The 24,992-nt window shown below is 61.5% G+C and carries 14 protein-coding genes and 2 pseudogenes; 2 read left to right on the top strand and 14 right to left on the bottom strand.

Going from position 1 to position 24,992, the window contains the following annotated elements:
* Positions 1-5: 5 nt before the first annotated feature.
* Positions 6-593 (top strand): sugar transferase, encoded by a 588-nt coding sequence (locus tag ACCO56_RS00570; protein ID WP_433636611.1) that lies wholly within the window; start codon positions 6-8, stop codon positions 591-593.
* Positions 594-784: 191 nt separating this feature from the next.
* Here the strand turns inward: ACCO56_RS00570 and ACCO56_RS00565 are convergent, their stop codons facing one another.
* Positions 785-1,585, bottom strand: a complete 801-nt coding sequence (locus ACCO56_RS00565) for a LuxR C-terminal-related transcriptional regulator (protein ID WP_433636610.1) — start codon at positions 1,583-1,585, stop codon at positions 785-787.
* A gap of 1,012 nt (positions 1,586-2,597) precedes the next feature.
* Here ACCO56_RS00565 and ACCO56_RS00560 point away from each other — a divergent pair.
* Positions 2,598-3,350, top strand: a complete 753-nt coding sequence (locus tag ACCO56_RS00560; protein ID WP_433636608.1) for a Crp/Fnr family transcriptional regulator — start codon at positions 2,598-2,600, stop codon at positions 3,348-3,350.
* Positions 3,351-3,441: 91 nt separating this feature from the next.
* On the opposite strand, the gene ACCO56_RS00555 is transcribed toward ACCO56_RS00560, so the two are convergent.
* From ACCO56_RS00555 to ACCO56_RS00495, 13 genes and pseudogenes are all read right to left on the bottom strand, one after another.
* A complete protein-coding gene (locus tag ACCO56_RS00555; protein ID WP_433636607.1) occupies positions 3,442-4,041 on the bottom strand; it encodes an NADPH-dependent FMN reductase in 600 nt (199 codons plus the stop codon).
* Positions 4,042-4,206: 165 nt separating this feature from the next.
* Positions 4,207-7,347 (bottom strand): efflux RND transporter permease subunit, encoded by a 3,141-nt coding sequence (locus ACCO56_RS00550; protein ID WP_433636605.1) that lies wholly within the window; start codon positions 7,345-7,347, stop codon positions 4,207-4,209.
* Between the two features lie 4 nt (positions 7,348-7,351).
* On the bottom strand, positions 7,352-8,494 hold the full coding sequence (locus tag ACCO56_RS00545; protein WP_433636603.1) for an efflux RND transporter periplasmic adaptor subunit: 1,143 nt from the start codon (positions 8,492-8,494) through the stop codon (positions 7,352-7,354).
* A 434-nt stretch (positions 8,495-8,928) separates the two neighbouring features.
* Complete coding sequence (locus tag ACCO56_RS00540) at positions 8,929-10,338, bottom strand: HlyD family type I secretion periplasmic adaptor subunit (RefSeq protein WP_433636600.1); 1,410 nt, start codon at positions 10,336-10,338, stop codon at positions 8,929-8,931.
* A complete protein-coding gene (locus ACCO56_RS00535) occupies positions 10,335-12,479 on the bottom strand; it encodes a peptidase domain-containing ABC transporter (RefSeq protein ID WP_433636598.1) in 2,145 nt (714 codons plus the stop codon). Before ACCO56_RS00535 ends, ACCO56_RS00540 begins: the two co-directional genes overlap by 4 nt.
* A 92-nt stretch (positions 12,480-12,571) precedes the next feature.
* Entirely contained in the window at positions 12,572-12,904 is a 333-nt protein-coding gene (locus tag ACCO56_RS00530; RefSeq protein WP_433636597.1) for a hypothetical protein, read from the bottom strand.
* A 53-nt stretch (positions 12,905-12,957) separates the two neighbouring features.
* Positions 12,958-14,184 carry a GTP-binding protein gene (locus tag ACCO56_RS00525; protein WP_433636596.1) on the bottom strand — a complete coding sequence of 409 codons (1,227 nt, stop codon included), beginning with the start codon at positions 14,182-14,184 and terminating at the stop codon, positions 12,958-12,960.
* A gap of 1 nt (position 14,185) precedes the next feature.
* A complete protein-coding gene (locus ACCO56_RS00520; protein WP_433636594.1) occupies positions 14,186-20,650 on the bottom strand; it encodes a DUF4082 domain-containing protein in 6,465 nt (2,154 codons plus the stop codon).
* 180 nt (positions 20,651-20,830) lie between these two features.
* A pseudogene (locus ACCO56_RS00515) lies at positions 20,831-21,112 on the bottom strand (slr1659 superfamily regulator); the annotation flags it as partial.
* Positions 21,113-21,373: 261 nt separating this feature from the next.
* Positions 21,374-21,865, bottom strand: coding sequence for an Hsp20/alpha crystallin family protein (locus ACCO56_RS00510; protein ID WP_433636592.1), 492 nt, complete (start codon positions 21,863-21,865; stop codon positions 21,374-21,376).
* A 235-nt stretch (positions 21,866-22,100) separates the two neighbouring features.
* On the bottom strand, positions 22,101-23,213 hold the full coding sequence (locus tag ACCO56_RS00505) for a helix-turn-helix transcriptional regulator (protein WP_433636590.1): 1,113 nt from the start codon (positions 23,211-23,213) through the stop codon (positions 22,101-22,103).
* 184 nt (positions 23,214-23,397) lie between these two features.
* Positions 23,398-24,392, bottom strand: a pseudogene (locus ACCO56_RS00500) (GlxA family transcriptional regulator).
* Positions 24,389-24,955, bottom strand: a complete 567-nt coding sequence (locus ACCO56_RS00495) for an isochorismatase family protein (RefSeq protein ID WP_433636588.1) — start codon at positions 24,953-24,955, stop codon at positions 24,389-24,391. Before ACCO56_RS00495 ends, ACCO56_RS00500 begins: the two are co-directional and overlap by 4 nt.
* Positions 24,956-24,992: the final 37 nt, after the last annotated feature.

Here is a 24,992-nt window from a genome sequence, read left to right as displayed (position 1 = left end):
TGGCCATGAAACGCGGTTTCGACATCCTGGCGACGCTGGCGGCCGCGCCCTTCGTCGTTGCGATCGTCGGTATTCTTGCCCTGCTCGTCCGAATGGACGGCGGCAGCGCCTTCTATCGTCAGCCGAGACTTGGAAAGGATGGCAAGGTCTTCAGCATCTGGAAGCTAAGAACCATGGTGCCCGATGCCGAGTTGCGGCTGCAGGAATATCTCATGCAGAATGCTGCCGCGCGCGTGGAGTGGGATCGGGTGCAGAAACTCAAGAACGACCCGCGCATCACGACGCTGGGCTACTATCTGAGAAAATACTCGGCCGACGAGTTGCCTCAGCTACTGAATGTCTTTCTTGGCCAGATGAGCCTCGTCGGCCCGCGGCCCATGTGCCCAGAACAGAGGCCGCAATATCCCGGCAGCGCTTATTTCGACATGCGACCCGGCATAACAGGCCTCTGGCAAATCAGCGAGCGCAACAGTTGCTCTTTCGCTGAACGCGCCATGTATGATGCCCGCTACGCCGGCACCATGTCTTTCTCGACAGACATGCGGATTCTGCTTTTGACCCCTCTCACCGTCCTGAGGGGAACAGGCCTGTGAGACGGCGGCGGACGGCATCCCCTCCAACGATGGGTCCACCGCTTCTGTCTCGTAGCGCAAATATCATGCTCCTAAAGACAACGAGCCGCGGCATGACTGCCGCGGCTCGTTTGGTTTTTGTGCCCGATTTTTGAGCCTTCGCGGGTCCGGACCTCGTTTCCAGTGATGCGAAGTCCGGCTCCCGTCAACTCTCAAGCGGCCGACCTGCTGCTGGCCGAGGAACCCGAATACTCCATCGGGAAGAGGTCGTTTATCTTATATGCCACTTCTGTCCTGTTGGTGGCTTTGACCTTTTTCATGATGTTGCGGATGTGAACCTTGACCGTGCTTTCGCGCAGCTTGAGTTCATAGGCGATGATCTTGTTCGCCTTCCCGCGACGCAACGCTTCGACAACTTCCGCCTGCCGCGCCGTGAACATACCGGCCATCGGCCGGGCAACGGTGCCGCCGGTGTCCAGCACTTGGCGCATCGCGAAGACGCTGCTGGCAGGCACGAAGATCCCACCCGCAAGCGCCAGCCCGATCGCCTCGATACACACTTCGATGCCGACCGACGATGGAATGTAGCCGCGAGCCCCGAGTTCCAGTGCCTTCATGATCTGCGGCAGATCATCGGTATCGGCGAGCACTATGACTGGCGTCGTCTCGAACTCGGTGGAAAGCTTCCGGATTTCCTCGGCAACACTGGGTTCAGCTACTTTCTTGCCCCCGATGTTGAGAAGGATCGCCGCAAGGGGGGGATACTCTTCCCGCTTTACCTTCCATTCCTCGATCGTTCCGAATGCCAGGACCTGCATTCCGACACGATGGGCCGTTATGCTCTGGGCCAGGCACTCGCGGTCGAGCGCGCGGCCATCGATGATGATCAACGAACGGCTAGAGCGCGACGACGTCTCGGAAGCGGCCGCAGCACGCGTATTACCTCCCGCTGCGACCGGTACATTTAGATTTATTGCTGTATTGCTTCCATTTGCTGCGATTGCTGGATTCATGTTGATTCACCCCTAAGAACCAGTCGAAATCGCGATGTATCGCCCCGATACATCAGACTGGCGTTACTCCCCAACACATCCATCGCCGGAATAAGGTTAAGCCCGAGCCCGCGCCGTCATAGTCTAACTGCGACCATCATCAGCAAAAAGGATACGGATAGCCCCACCCGACACCGCGATTGGCTCGCGGCCATACTCAATATACACGCTCCGATACCAAAGAGTTTAACTTGGGTTAACCAATCCATAAATTTAGTTACAAAGGGCCAATTCCGTCCGTATTCTTAACGGAACTGCGATCTTCGATGTAAATATGAGACAGCGTTGGATCACTATCTCGCGTGATCAAAGGTGTGCGTTTTATATCCCGCCACCAGGACAAAGCGCCAAACCACACAAAAACTTAAAATCCGGAAGATATCTTTTGATGATTTCAAATCATCGCCCTAATTTATGACAATATTTCTATATATAATACTTAAATATCGTTTTAAACACCTTCGCATTATCGCTAAAATCAAAATATCTGATCAATACGCCACCTTTTTGCATTCGCCTGATCATTGCTGTTTTTCTAATGAATTTTTATGTTTTTAAGAAATACCTTTAAATGTCTAGATAACCTAACGATATTACAAATATAATTAACTAATCAATAGTAAAACGTAAAAGTTTTAATTAATTCCGTTTGATATATACAAGTCGGAACGATCTTGTGATCTCCGGGTGATGCAGGCGTGACCAGTCCGGCCGATTTCGGTTTACCCGGGCAATGATCTCCCTCGACCGGATGAATGATGATTTGCAACGCCTGTACTCCGCCATGCTCCTTATGATCCGCTTGCCAGAGACCTGATCCCACGTGACCATGGGTGACCGCGCCTGAAAAAGTTCCCAATAAAGCAAGTTGCAGGGCAAGCAGAATTGACGATAATTCATTTCATATAGCCCCGAAATACCAATACTCGGCTGGAACCTCATTCACGTGAATATGCTTTTGTAGAAAATACAAATGTCACTACTCGCATCGAAGGGGACAAATTTGGCGGGCATCGGCACGGACGCATTCTCGAGACGCTTCGACCGATTCGCGCCAACCCTGACAGAGAAGGCGATACTGGCAGAGTTCCGCAGCGCCCGGCATGTCGTCGCCAAGCGCAAGGAGCTGGTTCACGAAAGCCATACCGCGCCGGTAGCCTATATCCTCCACGACGGATGGATGTGTTCATACAAGCGGCTCCCGGATGGAGGGCGGCAGGTCGTCAACATCCAGCTCCCCGGGGACATCGTCGGACTGAACAGCCTTTTCCTCCAGACATCGGACCAGAGCATCGAGGCATTGACGGACACCATCGTCTCGGAAATCGGCAGAGGACAATTGCTTTCGGCCATGCGGCAATCGCCCCGCCTGGCAGAGGCGGTGATGTGGAGCTTCGCGCGCGACGAGGCGATCATCGCGCAGCACCTGGCGAACCTTGGCCGGCGGAGCGCGCTTGGCCGCACAGCGCATTTTCTGCTGGAACTCGGTTTCAGGCTTCAGGAAGCCGGCAGGGCCACGGCCTCCGGATATGATTGCCCCCTTTCGCAGCAGCTCCTGGCCGACGCTCTCGGCCTGACGAGCATCCATTTCAACCGGATTCTCCGCTATCTTCGCGAAAAGGAGCTGCTGCTCTTCAGCGGCGGCGCCGTCGAGTTCCTCAACCGGCCGGCTCTCACCCAGCTAGCCGGCTTCGATCCATCCTACCTGGAAGTGGCTGGTTCATAGAACGCCATGCGTCCATCCGGACAGCACGCCAAGTGCTTCAGCTTGGTCGCTCGGGCGCTCTCGCTCGAGTTTCGCCAGGATCGGGACCGCTTCATTCGGGCTTCAGCTTTCCCGAAGGTGACGCAGTCCTTGGAAGAACCGTATAAACGCGCGCGACGAAGGCGTGGAACTCGGACATGTAATCGCGGAGAAACTCCCGCGTCGATTCGACCGTCACGTCCCCATCATCGGTGATGAGGCCAGGCTTGAACTGTATGTAAGCCTCTGGCGCATTCATCTGAGGCGAATTGCAGAAACTGAGCACGCTGCGCAGTTGCTGCTGCGCAATCGCCGTTCCGATCGCCCCAGGCGATGTACCGATGACGGCCGACGGCTTGCGCGCGAACGAGTTCGCTCCATAGGGCCGGCTTGCCCAATCGATAGCGTTCTTCAGCCCGCCCGGAATCGATCGGTTGTATTCGGGTGTCACGAACAACACCGCATCGACCGCAGCGATAGCCGCCTTGAATGCGCGCGCGGCCGGCGGAAAATCCGAGTCATAGTCATAGCTGTAGAGCGGCAGGTCCCTGAAGGAAATCTCCTCCATCTCGAGCCCCTTCGGAGCAAGCCTCATCAGCGCCTGGCAAAGCTTGCGATTAATGGATGCCGTGGCGAGGCTGCCGACGAGGCAGCCAACTTTGTAGGTGGTCATTTGACAGTCTCCATCACGCCCCTTCATGGTTGCGGCCGTCGCCCCGCAATGATCGTGCGCTCGGACCGGATGCGTCGTCACCTGCGACATCAGCCATCGCCCTTGACAGCCTTGCACCGGAGTATCGCCTTCCCGCCGCCGATCGCCTCCGGCACACGATCGAGGCTATTCTGCTCTCGCGGGTTCTTCCGATTTTCGCCTTCCGCCCAGCAGCTCCCGCGATCTCTGGAAAAATACGTAGAGCGGTGGAATGAAGATGATGCCGACAAAAGTCGCGGCCAACATGCCTCCCCATACCGGCGTGCCGAGGGCCCGACGGCTTCCAGCCCCGGCGCCGGTCGCGATAACGAGCGGAAACACGCCGATGATGAAGGCGAGCGCGGTCATCAGGACTGGTCGGAACCGCTGTTTTGCCCCCGCGATGGCGGCATCATGGGCAGAGAGCCCTGCCTCATGCTGCTCCTTGGCGAATTCCACGATCAGGATCGCATTCTTGGCCGCGAGCCCGACGAGCAGAACGAGCCCGATCTGCGCATAGATATTGTTGTCCAGCCGCGCGATCCAAAGCGCGGCCACCGCGCCCGCTACCGCAAAGAGGACCGAGAAGACGACAGAAAGCGGGATCGACCAGCTTTCATATTGGGCCACGAGGAAAAGATAGGCAAACAGCAGGGCCAACGCGTAGACCAGCAATGCCTCTCCGCTTACCAGCTTCTCCTGGAAAGACATGCCGGACCATGCGATTCCGAAGCCCTCCGGCAGCTCGCTCGCTGCTACCCGCTCCATGGCGGCAAGCGCCTGGCCGGAACTGACGCCCGCTGCCGCCGAACCGTTCACGGTCGCCGATGGAAACAGATTGAACCGGTTGACGACTTGAGGCCCCAGTGTCGTCGAAAGCGTGACGAGGGTCCGCAGCGGCACCATCGCGCCGGTGGAACTGCGGACATAGAGCTGATCGATCCGATTGACCCGATCGCGGAATTCCGCATCGTCCTGGATCCTTACACGGTAAACGCGGCTATAGAGATTGAAGTCGTTGACATATTGCGAGCCGAGATGTGCCTGGAGGGTCGCAAAGACGTCGCTGATCGGCACGTTGAATAGTTCGGATCTCGTGCGATCGACATCGACGCGGATCTGCGGCACGTTTGCCGAGAACGTGCTGTAGGCGGCACCAATCTCCGGAGCCTGGTTGGCAGCGTAGATGAGACCGTTCAAGGCGGCCGCGATCTCCTGCGGGGTTTGCCCCTGCTGGCCCTGCAGGCGCATGTCGAATCCGCCGGCAGCCCCGAGACCGGGAATCGAGGGCGGATTGAACGCGATAACATTGGCGGACGGGATCGCCGCGAAGCGCGGCATGAGACTCGCGAGCATCCCTTGGACCGTCAGTTCTGGCCGCGTGCGTTCTCTCCACGGGTCGAGAACGGCTATCGCCATGCCCACATTGGAAGACGACGCACCGCTGAGCAGGCTGAAGCCGGAGACCGAAATGACGTTCGCCACGCCTTCCGTCTCCTCCAAGACGCTCCGCGCCTGGTCGAGCACTGCTTCGGTTCGGTTGAGAGAGGCTGCATCCGGCAATTGCACGTTGACGAAGAAATAGCCTTGGTCCTCCTCGGGCAGAAAGCCGCTCGGAAGCCGGGTGAGCCCGAAATACACGCCTGCGCCAACGGCCAGGAACAGGACGGCCAGAACGGTCAGGCGTGCCCCAAGCCATCCGACGACGAGACCGTAGCGCGTCCGGGAAGTATCGAGCAGCCGATTGAACCAGCCGAACGGTCCGCGGCTGGAATGCTGGGGACGGCGCAGGATCAACGCGCAGAGCGCCGGACTCAAGGTCAGCGCACATACGCCGGACAGGATCACGGAAAACGCGATGGTGACGGAAAATTGCCTGTAGAGCTGCCCGGTGATGCCCCCCAGAAAAGCGACGGGAACGAAAATGGCAGCCAGAACCAGCGTGGTCGCCACGATGGCGCCCGTGATCTGCTGCATCGCCGCCTTGGTGGCATCCCGCGCCGAAAGCGAAGGATTCTCCTCCATGACGCGCTGCACATTTTCGACGACAACGATGGAGTCGTCGACGACGAGGGTGATCGCAAGCACGATGGCAAACAGCGAAATCGTGTTGGCCGAATAACCCAAGGCGTAAAGGACGGCCATCACCCCGATCAACGAGACGGGTATCGTCAATGTGGGAACGAGCGTCGCACGCCAGTCCTGCAGGAACAGATAGACGACGGCGACCACCAACAGGAAAGTGATGAGTAGTGTCTCGACGATCTCCTCGATCGTGGCGGAAACGAAATCGGTCGTATCGAAGATGATGGCGTGGGCGACGTCGGACGGAAAGCTCTGAGCCAGCCGGTCGAGTTCGGCTCGCACGGCCTGAGAGACCTGAAGCGCGTTGGCGCCGGGGGACTGGTAGACGACCACAAAAGCTTGGGGTTTTCCGTTTAGCTTGGACTGGGCGTCATAGCTATCCGCTCCCAATTCCACACGAGCGACGTCCCCGACGCGCACGACGGCGCCCTGTTCGTTCGCGCGAATGATGATGTTCTCGAATTCGGCGGGGCTCTGAAGACGCCCCCTGGCGATGATCGTGAGTTGCTGTTGCTGGTCGGTCCCGATGGGTGCGCTTCCGATCTGGCCGGCCGGGGCGAGCACATTCTGCTGGGAGATTGCAGCCGCGATATCCGACGCTGTCACGCCCAGTTCGTTCATCCTGGTCGGATTCATCCAGATGCGCATGCTGTAGTCGAGCGCGCCCAGGACGGTCGCCTCGCCGACGCCGGCCACCCTTGCCAGGGTGTCGCGAATGTTGATGGTGGCGTAGTTGCTGAGGAAGATGGCGTCGCGCGTTCCATTCGGAGAAAAGAGGTTGACGCCGAGCAGGATTGAAGACGATCGCTTCTTGCTCGATATGCCGAGCTGCGTCACCTCGGAAGGCACGCGCGGAGTGGCAAGTGAAACGCGATTCTGCACGTTGACGGCCGCCAGATCGGGATCCGTCCCGACGGCGAAGCTCACCGACAATGAATAGCTGCCATTGCCGGAGCTGGTCGATTCCATGTAGAGCATGTCATCGACGCCGTTGACTTCGGCCTCGATGGGGGCTCCGACAGCGTTGGCGACGTCCTCGGCACTCGCGCCGGCGTAAGTGGCCGAAACCTGGACCTGAGGCGGCGTTATGTCCGGATACTGGGCGACCGGAATGACCGATAGCGCCAGCAGTCCCGCCAGGGCGATCACGATCGAGATGACAATCGCGAAATTTGGTCTGTCGATGAAGAATTGAGGCGACATGCCGTCACTTCGCGGTTTGAGCTGCGGCAACCGTCTGGACCTGCCCGCCGGGTCGTACCTTCTGCAATCCCTCGACAATCACCCTTTCGCCGGCCTTTAAACCGTCCTCGACAGCCCAGCTCTGCCCGACCTGCTGGGTGACCTTGATCGGACGCTCCTCCACTTGATTGTCCGAGCCGACGACGAGGACGAACTTGCCGTCCCGACTCTGCTGGACGGCCTGGACCGGGACCAGGGGCATGCGCCTGCTTTCGGCCGGCCGCACGCTGACGCTGAGCGTTCCGCCAGGCAGCAACATCCTGTCCGGATTGGCGAAAGTCGCACGCACCGGTACCGTTCCGGTCGCCGGATCTATCTCATTGCCGACAAATTCGATCTTGCCCTCTCCGGGATATGCGGTCCCGTTGGGCAGCGTGAGCGTCGGCACGAAACCTGCGTCGATCTGCTGGATCGACGCGCCCTCTTGCTGTTGGGCGACTGTGATGAAATCCCGCTCGCTCACGGAAAACACGACGCGGATCGGATCGAGCTGAACGACCCTGGCCAGCACATCCGAGCTGGGACTGACGACATTGCCGGCGGTGATGTTGGCTTTGCCGATCCTCCCCGCGATCGGCGAGGTGATGCGCGTGTAGCCGAGATTGAGCTCCGCGATGCGCACCGAGGCTTTCGCCGACTCCAGCGATGCCGCCGCGGCATCGCGATCGGCAGTCGCCTGATCCAGGTCGGCCCTCGTTCCCGTGCGGGTGTTATAGAGCTGCTGGCGCCGGTCGAGTGTAAGCTGGGCATTGGCCAGATTGGCCTCGGCGCTTGCCTGTTGGGCCTTTGCCTGGCTCAGCGCAGCCTCGTACTGATCCGGTTCGATGACGAACAACAGATCGCCCGCCGCAACGTCCTGTCCCTCGCTGAAAGCAACTTCATCGAGGAACCCGTCAACCCTGGCGCGCACATCCACCTGCTGGATGGCCTCGATCCGCCCGATGAATTGGATCTTGGGCGCGACATCTTCGACCTGAATGGTCGCGACCGTCACGACGGGAAGTGGTGCCTGCGCAGTTTGAGCAAAGGCTGTTCTTCCGGCTACCGCCATTGAAAGCACGACCAAGGCCGCCGCAGCAGTCCCGCGAACAACTTGGAGGATGGCCACGCACTGTCGCCTCGATCTTGCCGATTGCTTGGAGAACGACTGCTTACACATCGGCACGATCCCCTTGCCTTCTGGTATGGTCGGGCGTTCAACACGGATGAAGGGGCATCAGATTTCTCATCCGCGAATGACAATAGGGGAAGAGTTCAGATTACTGCAACTGGATTTGCATCGAATTGGGTCAGCAGATATTGGATGGCTCGTTTCGAAAAATAGTGACAGATACTGCTGACGATCCGGTAGTTTTGTAGTGCAACGGCCTCCAAATTTGTCGGTTATTAGGCCAGCTCCGCATTCAATCCGGCGGTGATGCGACATCCGTGCATGCGCTCCTCTTCGCCCGCCCTTGGCAGGCCGCCGAAACGTGGCGCGATAACCAGAATTGCCCGGTATTCGGCACAGCTGACGGCCGGTTCTCGTTGCCGCGCGAGCTTTCAGGGTTCGCGTATGCTGTCGTCCAGGCCGCGGATGAGGGGATACAGGAAATAGGAGATGACGGTGCGTCGGCCGACCTTGATCTCCGCGGAAACCGTCATGCCTGGCAGGAGCCGCACCGGCTCGCCAGCGCCTGCCAATCTGGTGTCGCCGAGCCGGACACGTGCGCGGAAGTAGGGAAGCGGGGCAGCGCCGTCAGGGGACTCCTTTGCGTCGGGTGAGAACGCGTCGCGACTGATCGTGCGTATGCTACCCGAAGCAGTGCCGTATTTCTGGAAGGGGTAAGCGTCGAACTTGATACGTACGTCGTCCTCGTTCTCGACCCGCCCGATGTCACGCGCATTCACCGACACTTCCGCTTCGAGCGGCACATCCAAGGGGACCAGCGTCACGATCGGCTCTGCCTCCTTGACGACGGAACCGATGGAACGCTCGGCGAGATCGAGCACCACGGCATCGGCGGGCGCCGTCAGTGCCACCATGTTGCGGCGCAGCTCCATTTTCTTCAGTTCTTCCCCGACCGTGTCGCGCTGGCTTTTTGCCTCGACCAGTGTTTCGACGGTGGCTCGCCGAAAATCCTCGATGAACGCCTGCCGATCGGCTTTGAGCTTTGCCAGAGTGTGCTCGGCCTCCACTGCCTTTCCCTGGAGCTGCGCCAGATTTGCCTCGACCTCGAGACGTGCGTCCCGCGATCCCAGCAGCGTCAGGAGCGAGCCCGTCTCCTTGTTGTAGAGTTCTTCCCGTGCCGCCTCGATCCGAACCAGCCCGTCGCGCCGGTTCTCGAGGATAGCCCGCTCTCGCTTGCTCGAAGCAATGGCCGCGGCCTGTCCGGCGATCTGCTCGTCGAAATTGGCGAGTTGAGCAAGGCGGAAGGCACGGCGCTGTTCGAACAGCTGCAGTTGAAGCTGTTCGTCGCGGGAGCCGCCAGCGACGGCGGCATAGTCCGAGCCTGCGAGCTCGGCATCCATTCGCTTCACCTGTGCCTCGAGCGCGGCAAATCTCACGCGCTGCTGCTCGACGTCCGACTGACTGAAGGTGGCGTCGAGCTTCGCAAGCGTCTGGCCGGCCTTCACGACATCGCCGGCCGCCACATCGATCGATCGGATGATCGAGGTTTCGAGCGGCTGGACGACGATTGTCGGCTGCGTGGTGATAAGCTTGCCGGGAGCCACCACGATCTCGTCGATCAAGGAAAGCGATGCCCACAGCAGCGCTGCGCCGATCAGTGCGGTCACGCCGTAAAGCGTAAGCCGTGCGGTCCTCGGCGGAATACGCTCCTCGAGCTCCACCGCATCAGGATGGAACTCCGCGATAACAGGAGAGAGAGAAGCCTTGCGCACGATCTCGCGTTCCGGGCCGCGTGCCGGCACAGGCAGGTTTACATTCGGCTGTTCGGGTTCCGTCGTCATGCCGCCTGCCTGTTCTGCTGGGTCCAGAGGTGACGATAGGTCATGCAGCGCGAGACGAGCTGATCATGGCGTCCGATATCGGCCACCTTGCCCCTGTCGATGACGAGGATCGCATCGGCATCCACCAATGTGGACAGGCGGTGCGAAACGATGATGACGGTCCGACCCCTGGCGATCTGTGCCAGATTCTGGCGGATGATCGTCTCGCTGTCGGGATCGAGCGCGCTGGTCGCCTCGTCGAAGATCAGCAGCCGGGGATTGGTGATGAGCGCGCGGGCGATGGCCAGGCGCTGCCTCTGTCCGCCGGAAAGATTGGAGGCGTTCTCTTCCAGCATGGTTTCGAACCCGCGGGGCAACCTCTCGATGAACTCCTCGGCTCCGGCGATGCGAGCGGCCGTGGCGATCTCCTCCAGCGACGCATCCGGCTTCGCCGCGGCAATGTTGTCGCGCACGGTCCCGCGGAAAAGAAAGCTGTCCTGCAACACGACGCCGATGCTCTTCCTCAGATGGACGAGATCGATCTCGCGGCTGTCGTGACCGTCTATGCGGATCAGCCCCTCCTGGGTGGGATAGAGCCCCTGGACGAGGCGGGTCACGGTGGTCTTGCCCGAACCGCTCTTGCCGACGAGCCCAAAGACGGAACCGGCCGGCACCGTAAAGGAAACATCGTCGAGCGCCGGGGACCCGTCTGGCCCGTAGCGGAATGAGACCTTGTCGAATTCGATGCGGCCCTTGAGCTCCGGCCTGAGACCGCGGGCACGGCCGTGCTGCTCCGGCCGCCGGTTCATGACCTCGCCGAGCATGCGCACCGACAAGGCAACCTCCTGATATTCGTGCACCATGGTGACGATCTGGACGAGCGGGCCGGACACCCGGCCGGCCAGCATGTTGAAGGCGACGAGGGCGCCGATCGTCATCGAGCCGTCGAAGACGTCGAGCGCGCCAAGGCCGACGATGGCGACGCTCATCAGCTTCTCGAGCAAGCCGGTCAGCGACTGGGCGAAGGTCGAGATCTTCTCGACGCGGAAACGCACCGAGATCGATTGGGCCGACTGGTCGTCCCAGACGCGGCGCTGGCGCGGCTCGAGCGCCAGCGATTTGACGGTCCGCATCCCGTGGATGGTTTCCACCAGAAGAGCCTGGCGTTCGCCTTCCGCTTGATAGAGCGCCTGGAGGCGCCGCTGGAACGGTCCGACCAGCAGCATGACGACCAGCCCGACAAGGGCGGCGAATCCGAGGACGACGAGGGTCAGCTTGACGCTGTAGAGGAGAAGGATCGGCACGAAGACCAGAAGGGAGAGGCCGTCGAGCAATGTCAGGAAAAGGCGGCCCGTCAGGAATTCCCGGATGCGCCCGGTCTGCTGCATATGCTTGACCAGCACGCCGGCCGACGCCTGCTCGAAAAGGGCGATCGGCAGGTTCAGGAGGTGCCCGAAGGTGCGTGTCGCGACCCTGATGTCGATCCGGTTGGTCGCATAAAGCAGGAGATAGCGTCTGAGGAAGGAGAAGGCGGCATCGAAGACAAGGGCAACAGCGATGCCGATGGTGAGCACCGTGAGCGTCGCATAGCTCTGGTGAACGAGCACCTTGTCGATGACGAGCTGGAAGAAGATCGGCGTAAGCAGCCCCAATCCATAGAGCACGAAAGCCGCCAGAGCGACATCGCCGAAGAGGCTGCGTTGACGGATAAGTTCGGGCAGGAACCAGCGGAAGCCGAAGGGCTGGTCGTCGTCGACGAGCCGATAGTTCCGCTTGAGCAGGACGATCGAACCGCCCCAGTTGCCGGTGAATTGCTGCTCGGTGAGCAGCAGGATTTCCGCCCTCTCCGCCAGCGGGTCGAGCACCCTGACGATATCCTGCTCGCCGCCGGTGACGAAGCCGGCGATCACCACCCAATTCCCGTTCTCGAGCTCAGCGAGCACGGGGTAGGCATCGCCCAATTGCATCAGTGCCGACCATGAAAGGAAGGTGTGGCGCGCCCGCAAGCCTGCATCCTTGGCCATGCGCAAGAGCTGTCTCGTCGCGATGGGCTCATCGCCGACCGCGTAGTCGTGCATGAGGCGTTCGGGCGACAGGTCGACGCCGTGGTGGCGAGCGACCAGAGCAAGGCATTGAAGGTTCGTGTGCGGATTGGCCTGCATTCTTCACACCGTCCATAGCGGCGGAACCGGCGCCTCCGGGTGAGCCGCTCTGTTTCACGAGGCAGGCGGACACCGCCCGCCCGGGTCGACCGTCAGTTGAAATTCGGCGACACGTTGGATTTTGAAGAAGCGGCCGGCGGTCCCTGGTCGGTACGCTCCGGAGCGGCATCTCCCCGCGGCAAGGCCTGGATGTCGGCAACGCGGCGGATCGTGCCCGCCTCGACAAGTCCGCCAAGGGCTTTCTGCATCAGCTCGACGGCATTGGCGAAAGCGTCGACCGGCATGATGATGCGCTGCCTGAAAACGGCCTTGGGGTTACCCTTCTCGTCTTTTTCCGTAGCCGACAGGCTCATCAAGTCGATCCTGACAATGGCGTTGGTGACGGTGATCTCGCTGATCCCATCGGCATAGAGTTCGCTACCCATCTCAATCTCCCCGGGTTGCTTGGTGGATCGGGACAATCGGTTCCCTTTCCGGGTTACGCGGCATGCGCCGGCCGCCATGGCGGAAACGGATCGCGGAGGTCACGGACAATCCGCGGATCGTATCCGGCTTCGCTTCCGACCAGACAGCCATCAAGCGCCGCCCGGATCGCGTCCCGGGCGAGGCCTGTTCCGATGAAAACCAGTTCCTGGCGGCGATCACCCCAGACGGGATGCCAATGCCGTTCCAGCAACTGATGAAACTGGGGATGGCGCGGCCATTGCGCCTTCGGCACGACCGCCCACCAGAACGCCTTGGGATCCACCCGGCGCTGGGCGCCGGCTATCGACAGAAGACCTACCCATTCGGGTCGGGTGACCAGCCAGAAATGACCCTTGGCACGGATAAGGCCGGGCCACTCCCCTTGCAGGAAATCATGGAAGCGGGCCGGGTCGAAAGGACGCCGCGCGCGGTAGACGAAGCTCTCTATGCCATATTCCTCCGTCTCCGGCACGTGGCTCGCCGAGCCATAGAGCTCCTTGTGCCAGAGTGGGTGGCGTGCCGCCTTGGCTTCGTCGAACAGGCCGGTGTCGAGGATGGCCGAAAGCGGCAGTTCGCCAAAGTCGGTCTCCCAGATCCGCGCGTCCGGATTGAGCGCCGTCACCACACGTCGCAGTTCACGACGGGTTTCCTCGCCCACCTCCGAAATCTTGTTGATCACCACCACATCGGCGAACTCGATCTGCTCGACCAGAAGATCGGCCAGGGTACGCTCGTCGCTCCCGTCCCTCGTCTCGCCGCGATCCCTGAGGAAATCCCGGCTCGAATAGTCCGACAGCAGGTTCACCGCATCCACCACCGACACCATCGTATCGAGCCTGGCGATATCGCAAAGCGCGGCACCCGTGGCATCCCGGAAGGAAAAGGTCGCCGCGATGGGCAGCGGCTCGGCTATGCCGGTGCCCTCGATCAGCAGGTAGTCGAAACGCTTCTCGGCCGCCAGACGGCGCACCTCGCTCAGCAGGTCGTCCCTCAGCGTGCAGCAGATACAGCCATTGGTGAGTTCGACCAGCGTTTCGTTGGTCCGCGACAGATCGGCACCCCCGTCCCGAACGAGGTCGGCGTCGATGTTGATCTCGCTCATGTCGTTGACGATGACGGCGACCCGCCGTCCATCGCGGTTGCGCAGCACCTGGTTGAGCAGCGTCGTCTTGCCGGCGCCGAGAAACCCTGTGAGCACCGTCACGGGCAAGCGGGTATCGCTTTCGGTCCGTGTCTCCATCCTAGCCTACCAGCTGCGGCCTGAACGCCACGTCGACATAGTAGTTCGTCGCGGCAAAGCTGTTGGTCGGGAACGTGCCGCTCGGGCCATAAGCGAAGACGCCGTTCCCCGCACTCACGGCGCTCGATGGTGCGGTGAGGTCCTGGTTCGAGAAATCGGCATTGAAGAAATTGCCCGTTGCTGAATAGAACCCATTCGAGTGATAGGAGACGACATATGTCGTATCGGCTTGGATCGCGACTTCCTGCGAAAGATACGCGGTCTGCCAGCCGCTGGTTGTCTCGTTGGCAAAGGTCGCCGTGGCGAGCAGCGTCCCGTTCGATGTCCAGAGATGGGCTTCGTGAGGGCCAACATTCTGAGGGCCCTTGTAGAAGCGCAAGCCGCTGATCCAACCATCCACGTCGGCTTGGAACTTCATGCCGAGTTCGACATCACCGGTGTCATTCACCGTAACGGTGGTCGGCGTGGCGCTCGACGCGAACAGATTCTGCGTGCCCGCGGGCCCGACGACCAGCGATGCCTGCGCCGTCGCCGTCCCTCCGTTGCCGTCCGAGATCGTGTATTCGAAGCTGGCGTTGCCTGCATAACCGGCGGTCGGTGTGAAGGTGACGATATTGGTCTGGCTGTTCAAGCTGACCGAACCGTTCACGGCGTTTCCGACCCCCGTTATGGCGAGCTGGTCGCCGTCCGGATCGCTGTCGTTGCCGAGCAATGCCATGGCCTGGAGCGAAAGCACGGTGTTGTGCCCGGTCGAGAAACCGGCATCGTTGTTGGCCACAGGACTGCGGTTTTGCTCGGTCCGTTCGTAGAGCACGTCCACCCAATAGTTCGACGCGCCGAAGCTGGATGTCGGGAAAATGGTGCCGGTGCCGTAGCTGAAGACACCATTGCCGCCGCTTGTCGCGCTCGACGGAGCCGTCAGCGAGCCATTCACGTGGTTCGACGTGAAGTAGTTGGGCGTCACGGCATAGCGGCCATTGGAATGATAGCTGGCGACATAGGTCGTGCCGGCGGTCACCGTCACCGGTTGCGAAAAAACCACGGTCTGCCAGCCGCTGGTGCTCTCATTGGTGAAGGTGGCTGTGGTCAGCAGCGCCCCAGTGCTGATCCACAGCGAGCCCGTATGCGCGCCGGTGTCGAGCGCGCTCTTGTAATAACGCATGCCGGTGATCAAGCCGTTGGCCGATACCGTGAACTTGACCCCCAGTTCGACCGAGCCGGTATCGTCCGACGATGCGACGCTCGGCGTATCCACTGTCGAGAACAGGCTCTCGGCCGTGCTCGGCGGGTCGACCGTCAGGTTCACCGTCGCGGACGCCGTCCCTCCCCGACCATCGGCGATGGAGTAGGTGAAGCTTGCCGGACCGGTATAGCCGTTGGTGGGTGTGAAGGTGACCATGCCGGTCTGCGTATCGAAACTCACCGAACCGTTCGTCGCTCCGCCAACGCCGGTCACTTCGAGCTGATCGCCGTCGGGATCCGTATCGTTGAACAGCAGGGCGCTCATCGCGAGCACCAGCGGCGTGTTGTTGATGACCGTGAAACTGTCATTGCTGGCCGACGGCGCCGTGTTGATGGTCGACTGCTTGAAGACCACGTCCACCCAGTAGTTCGTCGACTGAAAGGATGACGTGGGGAAAGACGACGCGCCGTAGGCGAAGACGCCGTTTCCTCCGCTCGTCGCCGAAGACGGCGCGGTCAAAGAACCATTGGTCTTGGCGTTGGCGAAATAGTTGGAGTCGGCGACATAGGTGCCCGCCGTGTGGTAGGAAGCGATATAAGTGGTGCCCTTCGTGATCGTCACCGGATTCGAGAAGGTCGCTGTCTGCCAGCCGCTGATGGATTCGTTGGTGAAGGTCACCGTGGCGAGCAGCGTCCCGTTCGTCGACCAGAGGGAACCGGTATGCGTTCCGGTGGCTCCAGCCGGCTTGTAGAAGCGGATGCCGGTCACCTGTCCGCCGGCCGACGCCGTGAACTTCATGCCGAGTTCCATCGGCGTGCCTTCGTGGATGGCAGCTCCCGAGGGACCTTCGCTGTTCAGGAACAACGAAACGCCGGCCGGTTCCTCGTCGACATCGATGCTCACGTTGGCCGTGTCGGTGCCACCGCGGCCGTCCGACACGGTGTATGTAAAGCTTGCCGGACCACTGTAGCCCGCAGTGGGGGTAAAGATCACATTGCCGGTCTGCGCGTCGATGGCCACGGTTCCATTGGTCGCGTTGCCGACGGCCGTGATCGTAAGTTGATCGCCATTGGCATCGGTGTCGTTAGCGAGCAGCGTCGGGAAGGAGATCAGCAGAACGCCGTTCTTGCCGATCGCGAGGCCGGTGTCGCTGAGCGCCTCGGGCGCAACGTTCGGATCGGGCGCGAAAACGACGTCGACCCAGTAATTCCGCCCACCGCCGCTATTGCCCGGGAACACGCCGGGCGTGCTGGTGTAGGCATACACCCCCTCCTCGGCAGTAAGAGGCCCGTTGGTGCGGGGCTCCGTGAAGTACCCCGTGTCCATCGGATAATACCCGCCGGTGTGGTAGGAGGCGACATAGCTCGCACCGGCGTCGATATGCACCGGCGTGTTGAAGATCACCGTCTGCCAGCCTGTCAGCGACTCGCCCGTGGAAACGCCGGTAGCCAGCAAAGTGCCGTCCGCCGTCCAGAGATTCACGATGTGCTGCCCGACGTTGTAGAAGCCCTTGTAGAAGCGGACACCCTGGACGAAGCCGCCGGTCGACGCCTTGAAGCGCACGCCCAGTTCGATGCCGTCCCGTTCGAGTGTCGTGTCGGAAACAGGCTTGTTCGCGAAGGTCCATATGCTGGAGGTCGTGGGCAGATTCACGGTCACCTGTGTGCCCGTTGACGGCGCTTCGAGATTGAGACTGTCATCCACGGCACGGGAGCGGATCGTGTAGGTGGCGTTGGCCTGGGCGATCCAGCTATAGGTCCAGTTCTCTCTGCCGGTGGCTTTCCACCAGCTCTGCCCGCCATCCGTCGAAACCTCGACGCCGGCGACAACGCCTCCGCCGAAATCCTGGGCGGTGCCGGTAATGGTGACGCGCTGCCCTTCGGCGAACGTCGCACCGAGAATGGGCGAGGTGATCGTCGACGTCGGCTTCAGCGCGTCGGTCGACGCTGTCGCCATGATCAGGCTGGCGTCCAGCGTCTGCGGCTGGATGCCCATGTCGGCAAACATGTTCACCATCGCCTGGCGAACATTCGGATCGATCGGCGTGGCCGGGCCTTCGTGCTGGTCGTCCAAACCCCAGGACCAGAAGACGGTGCCTGCGCCGAAGACGAGCGCGCCGCTCTCGGCACGATACATGGTGAGGCTGTGCGTCACGTCGGCCGAACCGATCGACGTGCCGTAATCGCGCAGATAGGAATTCACAGACACGGTCGAGAGCGACAGGTTGATGAGACCGGCCGGACGGAAGCCGTTCTCGACATCGGAATCCCACTCGTAGCCGAGCAGGTTCTGGACCAGGGAGCCGGTCTGGCCCGGCTGGAGGTCGGCGATATCCGTGTTGCGCCAGAAGCGGAAGTTCGACATCTCGTAGGGGATGGTGATGGTGTCGAGCCTATAGCTGTCGACCGTGAACATTGTGCCGGTCAGCGCATTTTCCGGCTTTTGCCCGGGATCGGCGAAGCGAGGATCGCGCCAGGTGCCCGTGCCGATTTCGCTGGGATCAGGTGTACCGCCCCAGGTTTCCTTGTAGCAGACCATCGTGCGATAGGGCGTACCATTGCCGTCGATGCTGGTTTCCCAACGTACCTTCCAGTAGACCTCGTTGCCGCTCCAGAAGGCGAGATTGACGCCCGAATCCCGTGCCGCCTCCACATTGGTCCGCTGCTCTGCCGACCAATATTCATCGTGGCCGACGGAAAGGAACGCGTCGTGGTTGAGCAGCTGGCTTCCGGATCGGGTGGTATCGACGCCTGAAATGTAGGAGACGTCGTAGCCATTCTGCTCGAGCCAGCGCACCGCCGAATGCTCGACGCCGAAGATGAAATCGTGCGTTCCGCCGACCGGGCTCGTATTGGTGATGAAGGGGCGATTATAGCTGACGGCCGTCGCGCGGCCGATCGCTGTCAGCCCACAACTGCAATTGGGCGGCATATAGCCGATCATGTCGGCGGGATCGACCGGTACCTCGCCATAATAAAGGCTTGCCCCACCCCAGGCATTATATGCCTGCCAGGTCGTGTCGGAGGTCTGAAAAACGATGTCGCTTGTCGAGCCGTCGTCGCGGACGATGAACGGGATATGGCTTTGCCCAGACGTGCCGTCCTCTCGCACCAGCTTGGCGATGTAGATGCCCGAGACAGCGTCTTCAGGAATTTGCCACGTTGCCGACACCTCCCAGTTGCCGCAGTCGATGAGGCCGCGCGACATGTCGACGATCGGGTGAGGTTGCACCTGGGCCGTGGTGAGATTCCTCTCGATCGTGTCCACCTTTCGGGCGCCGTCCCCGCCGTAATAGCCGAGCCGATAGATGTCGATCCGGTAGTTGGTGGAATCGGTAGCGATTTTGAATTCGACCGTTTGGCCGATGTTCCTGCTTATGTCTGTGGCGAATCCTTGAATGTTCCCATCGCCATCTCCCTCGATGCCCCATTCGCTCTGGGGATTGCCCTGTTTCATATTCTCCAGGACGATCTTGTTCGGGCCGGCCGTGGTGAGCTGTGCCGCCGTGCGCGTCCCGTCGGAAAATTGGAAGTGCTCGACATTCGTCACGGTGTCGGTGCCGTCCGGTGCCCCGGCGCGTTTGTCGGCGATCGTATACGTGGTGCCAGACAGCGTGATCGTGTAGTCGGCCATGGCACCGCTGAAGATGGCGGTATCGCCGGTTCCGGCGCGGCCATCGATCGTGTCGTTGCCCCCGCCACCCCGGATCGTGTCGTTGCCGGCACCCCCGGTCAGCACATTCGCGCCGCTGCTGCCCGTCAGGTTGACCGCCGCCGCCGATCCGCTTGCATCGACGTTCTCGAAGCCGCTGACATTCGCAGTGTCGCCGATGCTCTGGTCGGCCAGCGACAGGTTGATGTTGGCGGCCCCGTTCACCATGAGCGTGTCGATATCGGCACCGCCGCCGATCGAAACGTCATTCGCGCCATAGCTCAAAATGTCGTTGCCCGCCCCGCCTTGCAGGGTATCCGCACCACCACCGCCGACGATGGTGTCGGCTCCCGATCCGCCGGTCAGCGTATCGTTGAGGTTGCCGCCAGTGATGGCGAAGCCTTCCGTCTGACCGCCGAGCGTTATGGTGACGCCCGCCAAAGCCGAAGCCGCCGAAATCGCCTCGACACCCTGGATGGAATTGTTGCTCGCGCCGAGCGTGTTCAGGTCGGTCGAGGTGCTCGTCAGGTTGATCGTGTCGCCGCTCCCCGCGCCAAGATTGACGATACCGGAACCGGCGACGATCGCGTTGAGCTGGGAGCCGCTAAGCGTGACGGAGTCGGTGCCGGCTGTTCCGGTGAGACTGGAGTTCTCGACGCTGCTCAATGTCGGCGACGGCAGCGTCGAGATGTTGCCGCTGGCCCGCACGTTCAACGTATCGGTGCCGAGCCCCAGGCCGAGGGTGCTGAAACTTGCCCACTGCGAAGCAGTCATCGTGACCGTGTCATTGCCGATGCTGCCAGTCAGGGTCTCGATGCCGGAGACTGAGCCCACGGAGAAGTCGACTGTGGTTCCACCCGTCGTCAGGATGATCTGATCGCGCGTGCCGCTTGCGCTGTTGCCGCCGCCCTGGAGATTTTCTCCGGCGACGAACTGCCCGGTGCCGAGATTAATCGTGTCGTTCCCGCTGCCGGCGACGATCGTGTCGGCGCCGTTACCGCCATTGAAGGTGTCGCCGGTGCCATCCTGGAGCTGCGCCGCCGTGCCGCCGGTGAACCCCGTGATCGTTCCTGTCGTGGCATTCGCCACGTCGCCGCCGCTTGTTCCGTTGAACGTCGCCATGACCCCGGGATAGGTCGCCATGCACTTCACGGTAAGAGGGGCTCTGGTGCTGTCCGCATGGCCGTCCAGCATCCAAGTTCCGCCGAGCGCCTTCGCACCCACCAGTGCCCCGGAGGCCGCTACGTGGACGCCGGCAGCGCTGGCAAGCGCAGCGACGAAGGCTGCGCCGCGCTCGCCCGAGCCTGTGTTGCAACTCCACAGGAAGAGGCAACCGCGCGCCGCGAGAGCCGACCCGATATCGTCTAGGTCCTTCGCGCAAGCATCTACGGTTTCGTTCGAAAAGATGCCCGCAGCAAAGTGTATCGCGCCGGGCTCGCCGTGGGCGATCACATGGATCGCATCGACTTCCTCCCTGTCCTCCACCGTTCGGACAATTTGCCGGAGAGCCGGCTCTTGATCGGAAAGAAGGATTGCTTCAATGCCTGGCCTAACGCCGGCGAGCAACAATTGCGGACCCGTCACGGCCGGATCGACAAACGCAATTTCGCGGCGGCTAGGACCTTCCCGCATGATGTGGTCACCCCCTTGGTTGCCCGCGCGAGCATTGCCTGGACTGCTCGGCAGCTTCGGATAGTGACAGTTTTTAGTGCTCTACAAACGACACCAAAGGGTAGAGTGCCCCCTCACCCGAAGGGATGATGCCCGCTCGGGCGACGTCTCGGGAACAGCTTGAAAGCTCCGGGGGCAGGCGATCGCAATATCCATGGCAGGGTGGAGTTTCTTCAAATTGGGCAGCGACTTCGATTGCCACGGGATATGCGCGGAACCTTTCACGGCAAGCCGGACCTCCGGTTGCTTACGCGCCGCTATCGCAAACTTGGCCAGAAGGTTGATGCCGGAACTGTTGAGGAATTGCAGCTCCGTCAGGTCCAGAACAGCGACTTGCGGCCTGGCCGCCAGCACCTCGTTCATAAAGGCGAGGATGGGCGCGTAGGTGCTCCGACAAACGCGGCGGGTGGGAGCCCCAAACATTCTCTCGACAGATCGACGGCATATTCCGGCGAGCCTCCGCAGCCGGACACTACTGGACGGCTTTCCGCCACCGTCGGCGATCATGACTTCAGGCTCTCAACCCGATAAACCGCAAGATATGCCACCCTCTGGTTGATTGTCGTCCGGCAGGGCAAGTATCGCACTCGATGATAGACGAAATCTTCACCCCGCCCGCGAAAAATCCGCGATTTGACCGGCAGATCCGGCCCCGAGCCGGTCTCCCGGGGCCGGCAACGTCGCTCAGTTGCCTTCGATTGCAATCCGCCTGCTTTTTGTTTGGGCACGTTCGGTTTTCGGCAAGATGACGGTCAGGACGCCATTCTTGAACGAGGCCTTCACCTTGTCTTCGGCAATCTCGGCGCCCAGCGGTATACGGCGCTCGAAACGGCCATAGGTTCTTTCGGAAAACTGGCGCCCCTTATCGTCGGTTTCGGACCGCTTTTCACCTTTCAAGGTAAGCACTCCGTCGTCGAGCAGCAGTTCGATGTCCTTCTCTTCCATGCCGGGAACTTCCGCCATGACGCGGACTTCCTTGTCCGTCTCCGAAACCTCCAGGCTCGGCCAACTTCCGCCTTCGCCCGAAAACCTCCCGAAAGCCGGGAGTCCAGCGCCTCGGAAAGCGTCGTCGAACAGGCGGTTCATCTCCCGATGCAAATTCATGAACGGATCACGGTAGGTTGCGGGAGATTGGCTGCCCGTGCGCCCCCAGGGCATGAGATCGCGAACGCTCATCGCATTTCTCCTTCATATTGTTTTGCAAGGGACATGTCCCACGCCCGGATCGTGTTTGGCCGTTCCAGCCCGCTTGCCTGATTGGGAAAGCACCGCCCATTGCCAGCATAGCCACACCCGACGCCGGAGTCGGAACATGAAACGGCCTTCTCGGCGCTGCGTCGAGCGGCCGCCGCTACCGATCTGGCGCTGCCATCAGGAGTGTCAAGAGGTGGGCTGCAGACCGAGAGCCCGGTCAGGGCGCGTGCGCCTGCTTGAGGACCAGTGCCACCAGTTCCGACTGCCTGTTGACCCCGGTCTTGGTGAACACGGCCCGCAACTGCGTGCGAGCCGTTTCATAGGAGATGCCCAACCGACCCGCGACTTCGAGCAGAGTGCCGCCATTCGGCAACGCGGTCGCCAGCCGAGCCTCCGACTTGGTCAGTCCATAGCGAGTCTGGAGGCCATCCGTCGGCGTCGTTTCGGAGCGGGGCCGCAGCACCACCAGCGCCACGACCTCCGGAAGGAACATCGGCAGCACTCCGCTCAAGGCCATCGATCGCAGATTCTGGGCCACCGGCATGACGGCGATGGAAAAAGCGCCTCGCGGAAGCGTCAACGAGAGATCTTCGATCGAAGACAAGGCGCCCGGCCCGGCGCTGCAGAGAAGACGAATTTTTTCGGCGAAGGCCTTGTCGATCCTGGCATCGGCGAAGTGGAGCAGATCGCGCACGCCGACGTAAGGATTGCGACCCGAAAACAACTCCTCCGCCTTGGCATTGGCCGCAAGGACCCGGCAGTGCCGATCCACGATGAAAGCGGGGTGGAGCAAGGCATGAAGAAGGTCGAGATCGAGCCCCAAGGAGGGTGTCGAACGGTAGATCGCCCGGTTGACATCCAGCGCCTGCCGCATGGAAGTCGCCAACGCCTGAACCAGCGGCCCCAAAACAGCGTGCATCTCCTCGCCCTTGCCGCTGTCGTAGTGCACGGCCAGCATCGCCAGACGACCGTCCTCCTGAACGACCTTGATGCCCGTGGCGGCGTCAACCTCTCCCTCCGGCCGTAGCATGTCCGCGTAGTATTCCGTCTTCCTCAGTTGGGGATTGGGAAGATAATCGTCGGCCCAACAGGCACGCATCGGCGGCATTTCGAGCCAGGCCGGCCGCCATGGATTGATCTCGCAATAATAGTCGCTGTAGGCCTGGATCGTGGCGGGGCTCCAGCCGCTCGATATCAGAGGAAGCGGCGGAGAAAGGCCGTCCCAGACCTGCATGACGACCTTCGTGCCCGGCACGCAGCGGGGCAGACGATCGGCAACCTCCTGCCATTGCGCCGGCTGCAATGCCGCAGCCTGAACGGCTTCGGTCATCTCCGAAATTATTCCATGCAGTTCAAAGTGCCGTGCCACTGATCCCCACCGATCGAGCCTAGCAATGGTGCGGCAAGCCAGTCCGCCCCGTACGCGCGAAGGCCGGCCTCCATCCCCGCCCACCTTAGCCAAATCTAATGTAACCCAGGCGCTCGGTTGGATACCAGGGAAATCTCGCGCCGAACTAGGCCGCTCTCTCGTTCCGGAAACGGCTTGGCGGCAGGTCGTTGAGCCGGTTCCAGGCCCTTCGGAACTGGCGCGCCGAGGCGAAGCCGGAGCGTTCGGCGACGCTTTCCATGTCGAGGCGCGACGCCGCGACAAGCTCGCGCGCGAGGGCTATGCGCATGCGGTTCACATATTCAGTCACGCTCATGCCTGCATGCTCGTTGAAAAGCCGCGAAAGGTTGCGCGGGCTCGCCGCCGCCGCCCGAGCAAGCGCCCCAACGGACCAGTCGCGCGCGGGATCGGCGGCCACCGCGTCCTGAACGCGGTGGATCGCCGGATGGATGTGGTTTCGTCCTTCAAGCCAAGGCGAAATCTGAGGGTCGCTGCCGCCGCGGCGAAGATAGACGACGAGATAGCGGGCGACAGCGAGCGCCGTCGCATGACCCGCCTGCCGCGCAACGACATGCAGTATCAAGTCGATACCCGCGGTGATGCCGGCGCTCGTCAGCCGTTCGCCGTCCTCGACATACAGCCTGTTCTCGCGAATGCGCGCGGCAGGCGCGAGGCGGGCCAGTTCGGCAATCGTCTCATGGTGCGTGGTGCATTCGAAGCCGTCGAGCAGGCCGGCGCGCGCGGCGAGAAGAGCGCCCGAGCAGATCGACGCCAGTCGTATCCCCGGCCTTATCGCACTCGCCAGCCATGCGACGATATCAGTCTCCAGAACGGCGTCCTGATCACGGCTCGGGGTGCCGCCGAGCGGCAGGTCGGCGGCTCCGGAGACAACGACCAGCGCCCCATCGGGGAGTTTCTCCGGCAGCGGCGCGACGCCGGTGACGTCCAGCCCGATAGAACTCCTGGTCCGGGAGGATGGGCCCACATAGTTTACCGTGAAGCGCACGGCGTCCTGTTCGAGGTTGGCCTTGCGCAGCACCTCCATGGGTCCCGCCACGTCGAGCAGCAGCACGCGCGGCGCACCACGACATAGACCGGGATCTCGATGGGCGGCTCCGTCATGCCGCTATTTTCCTCGCCGGCCCGGCCAGTGCCTCCTCGACTGTCGCGATCCGCGCGAAGCGTCCGGCCAGCACGAGTTCGGTGCGCGCCCTGATTTCGGCTGGGCTCCATTCCCGCCCGGATGCATCCGTCATCGGAAAGGTCAATGTCGCCTCGCCGACATAGTCCACGAGATAGCCCAGATCCGAGGCGTGACGAGTGGTGGTCTCGCAGCATTGCTCGGTGCGGATTCCGGAAACGATGATGCGGCGGACGCCGTTCTCCGTCAGCCAGACGTCGAGGCCGCTGCCGATCAACGCGCTGTGGCGACGTTTCCGGAAGACGGCGTCGGGCTCGATCCTCAGCGGAGCAAGCGTCCTCACAAGGCCCGAGGTCTCGGAGAACACACCGCTCTCCTCGACATGGAATATCTGGACGACGGCAATGCCGGCCGCCTTCGCGCCGTCGATCAGCGCCTGCTGACGCTCGATGAACGCCGGCACGCCCTCTTCACGATAGTATGGCCGGTGCCGAAAGGATTCCTGAACATCTACGACAATCAGCGCGGTCTCACGAACGGACATTTCCTGTTCTCCTTGGATATCGAACATAGCCGATCCT

Origin of the sequence: Mesorhizobium sp. 1B3 (assembly GCF_050958605.1) — a bacterium.
Taxonomy (GTDB): domain Bacteria; phylum Pseudomonadota; class Alphaproteobacteria; order Rhizobiales; family Rhizobiaceae.
Note: the sequence above shows the minus strand (reverse complement) of the source record. Positions and strands in the feature narration are given on the sequence as shown.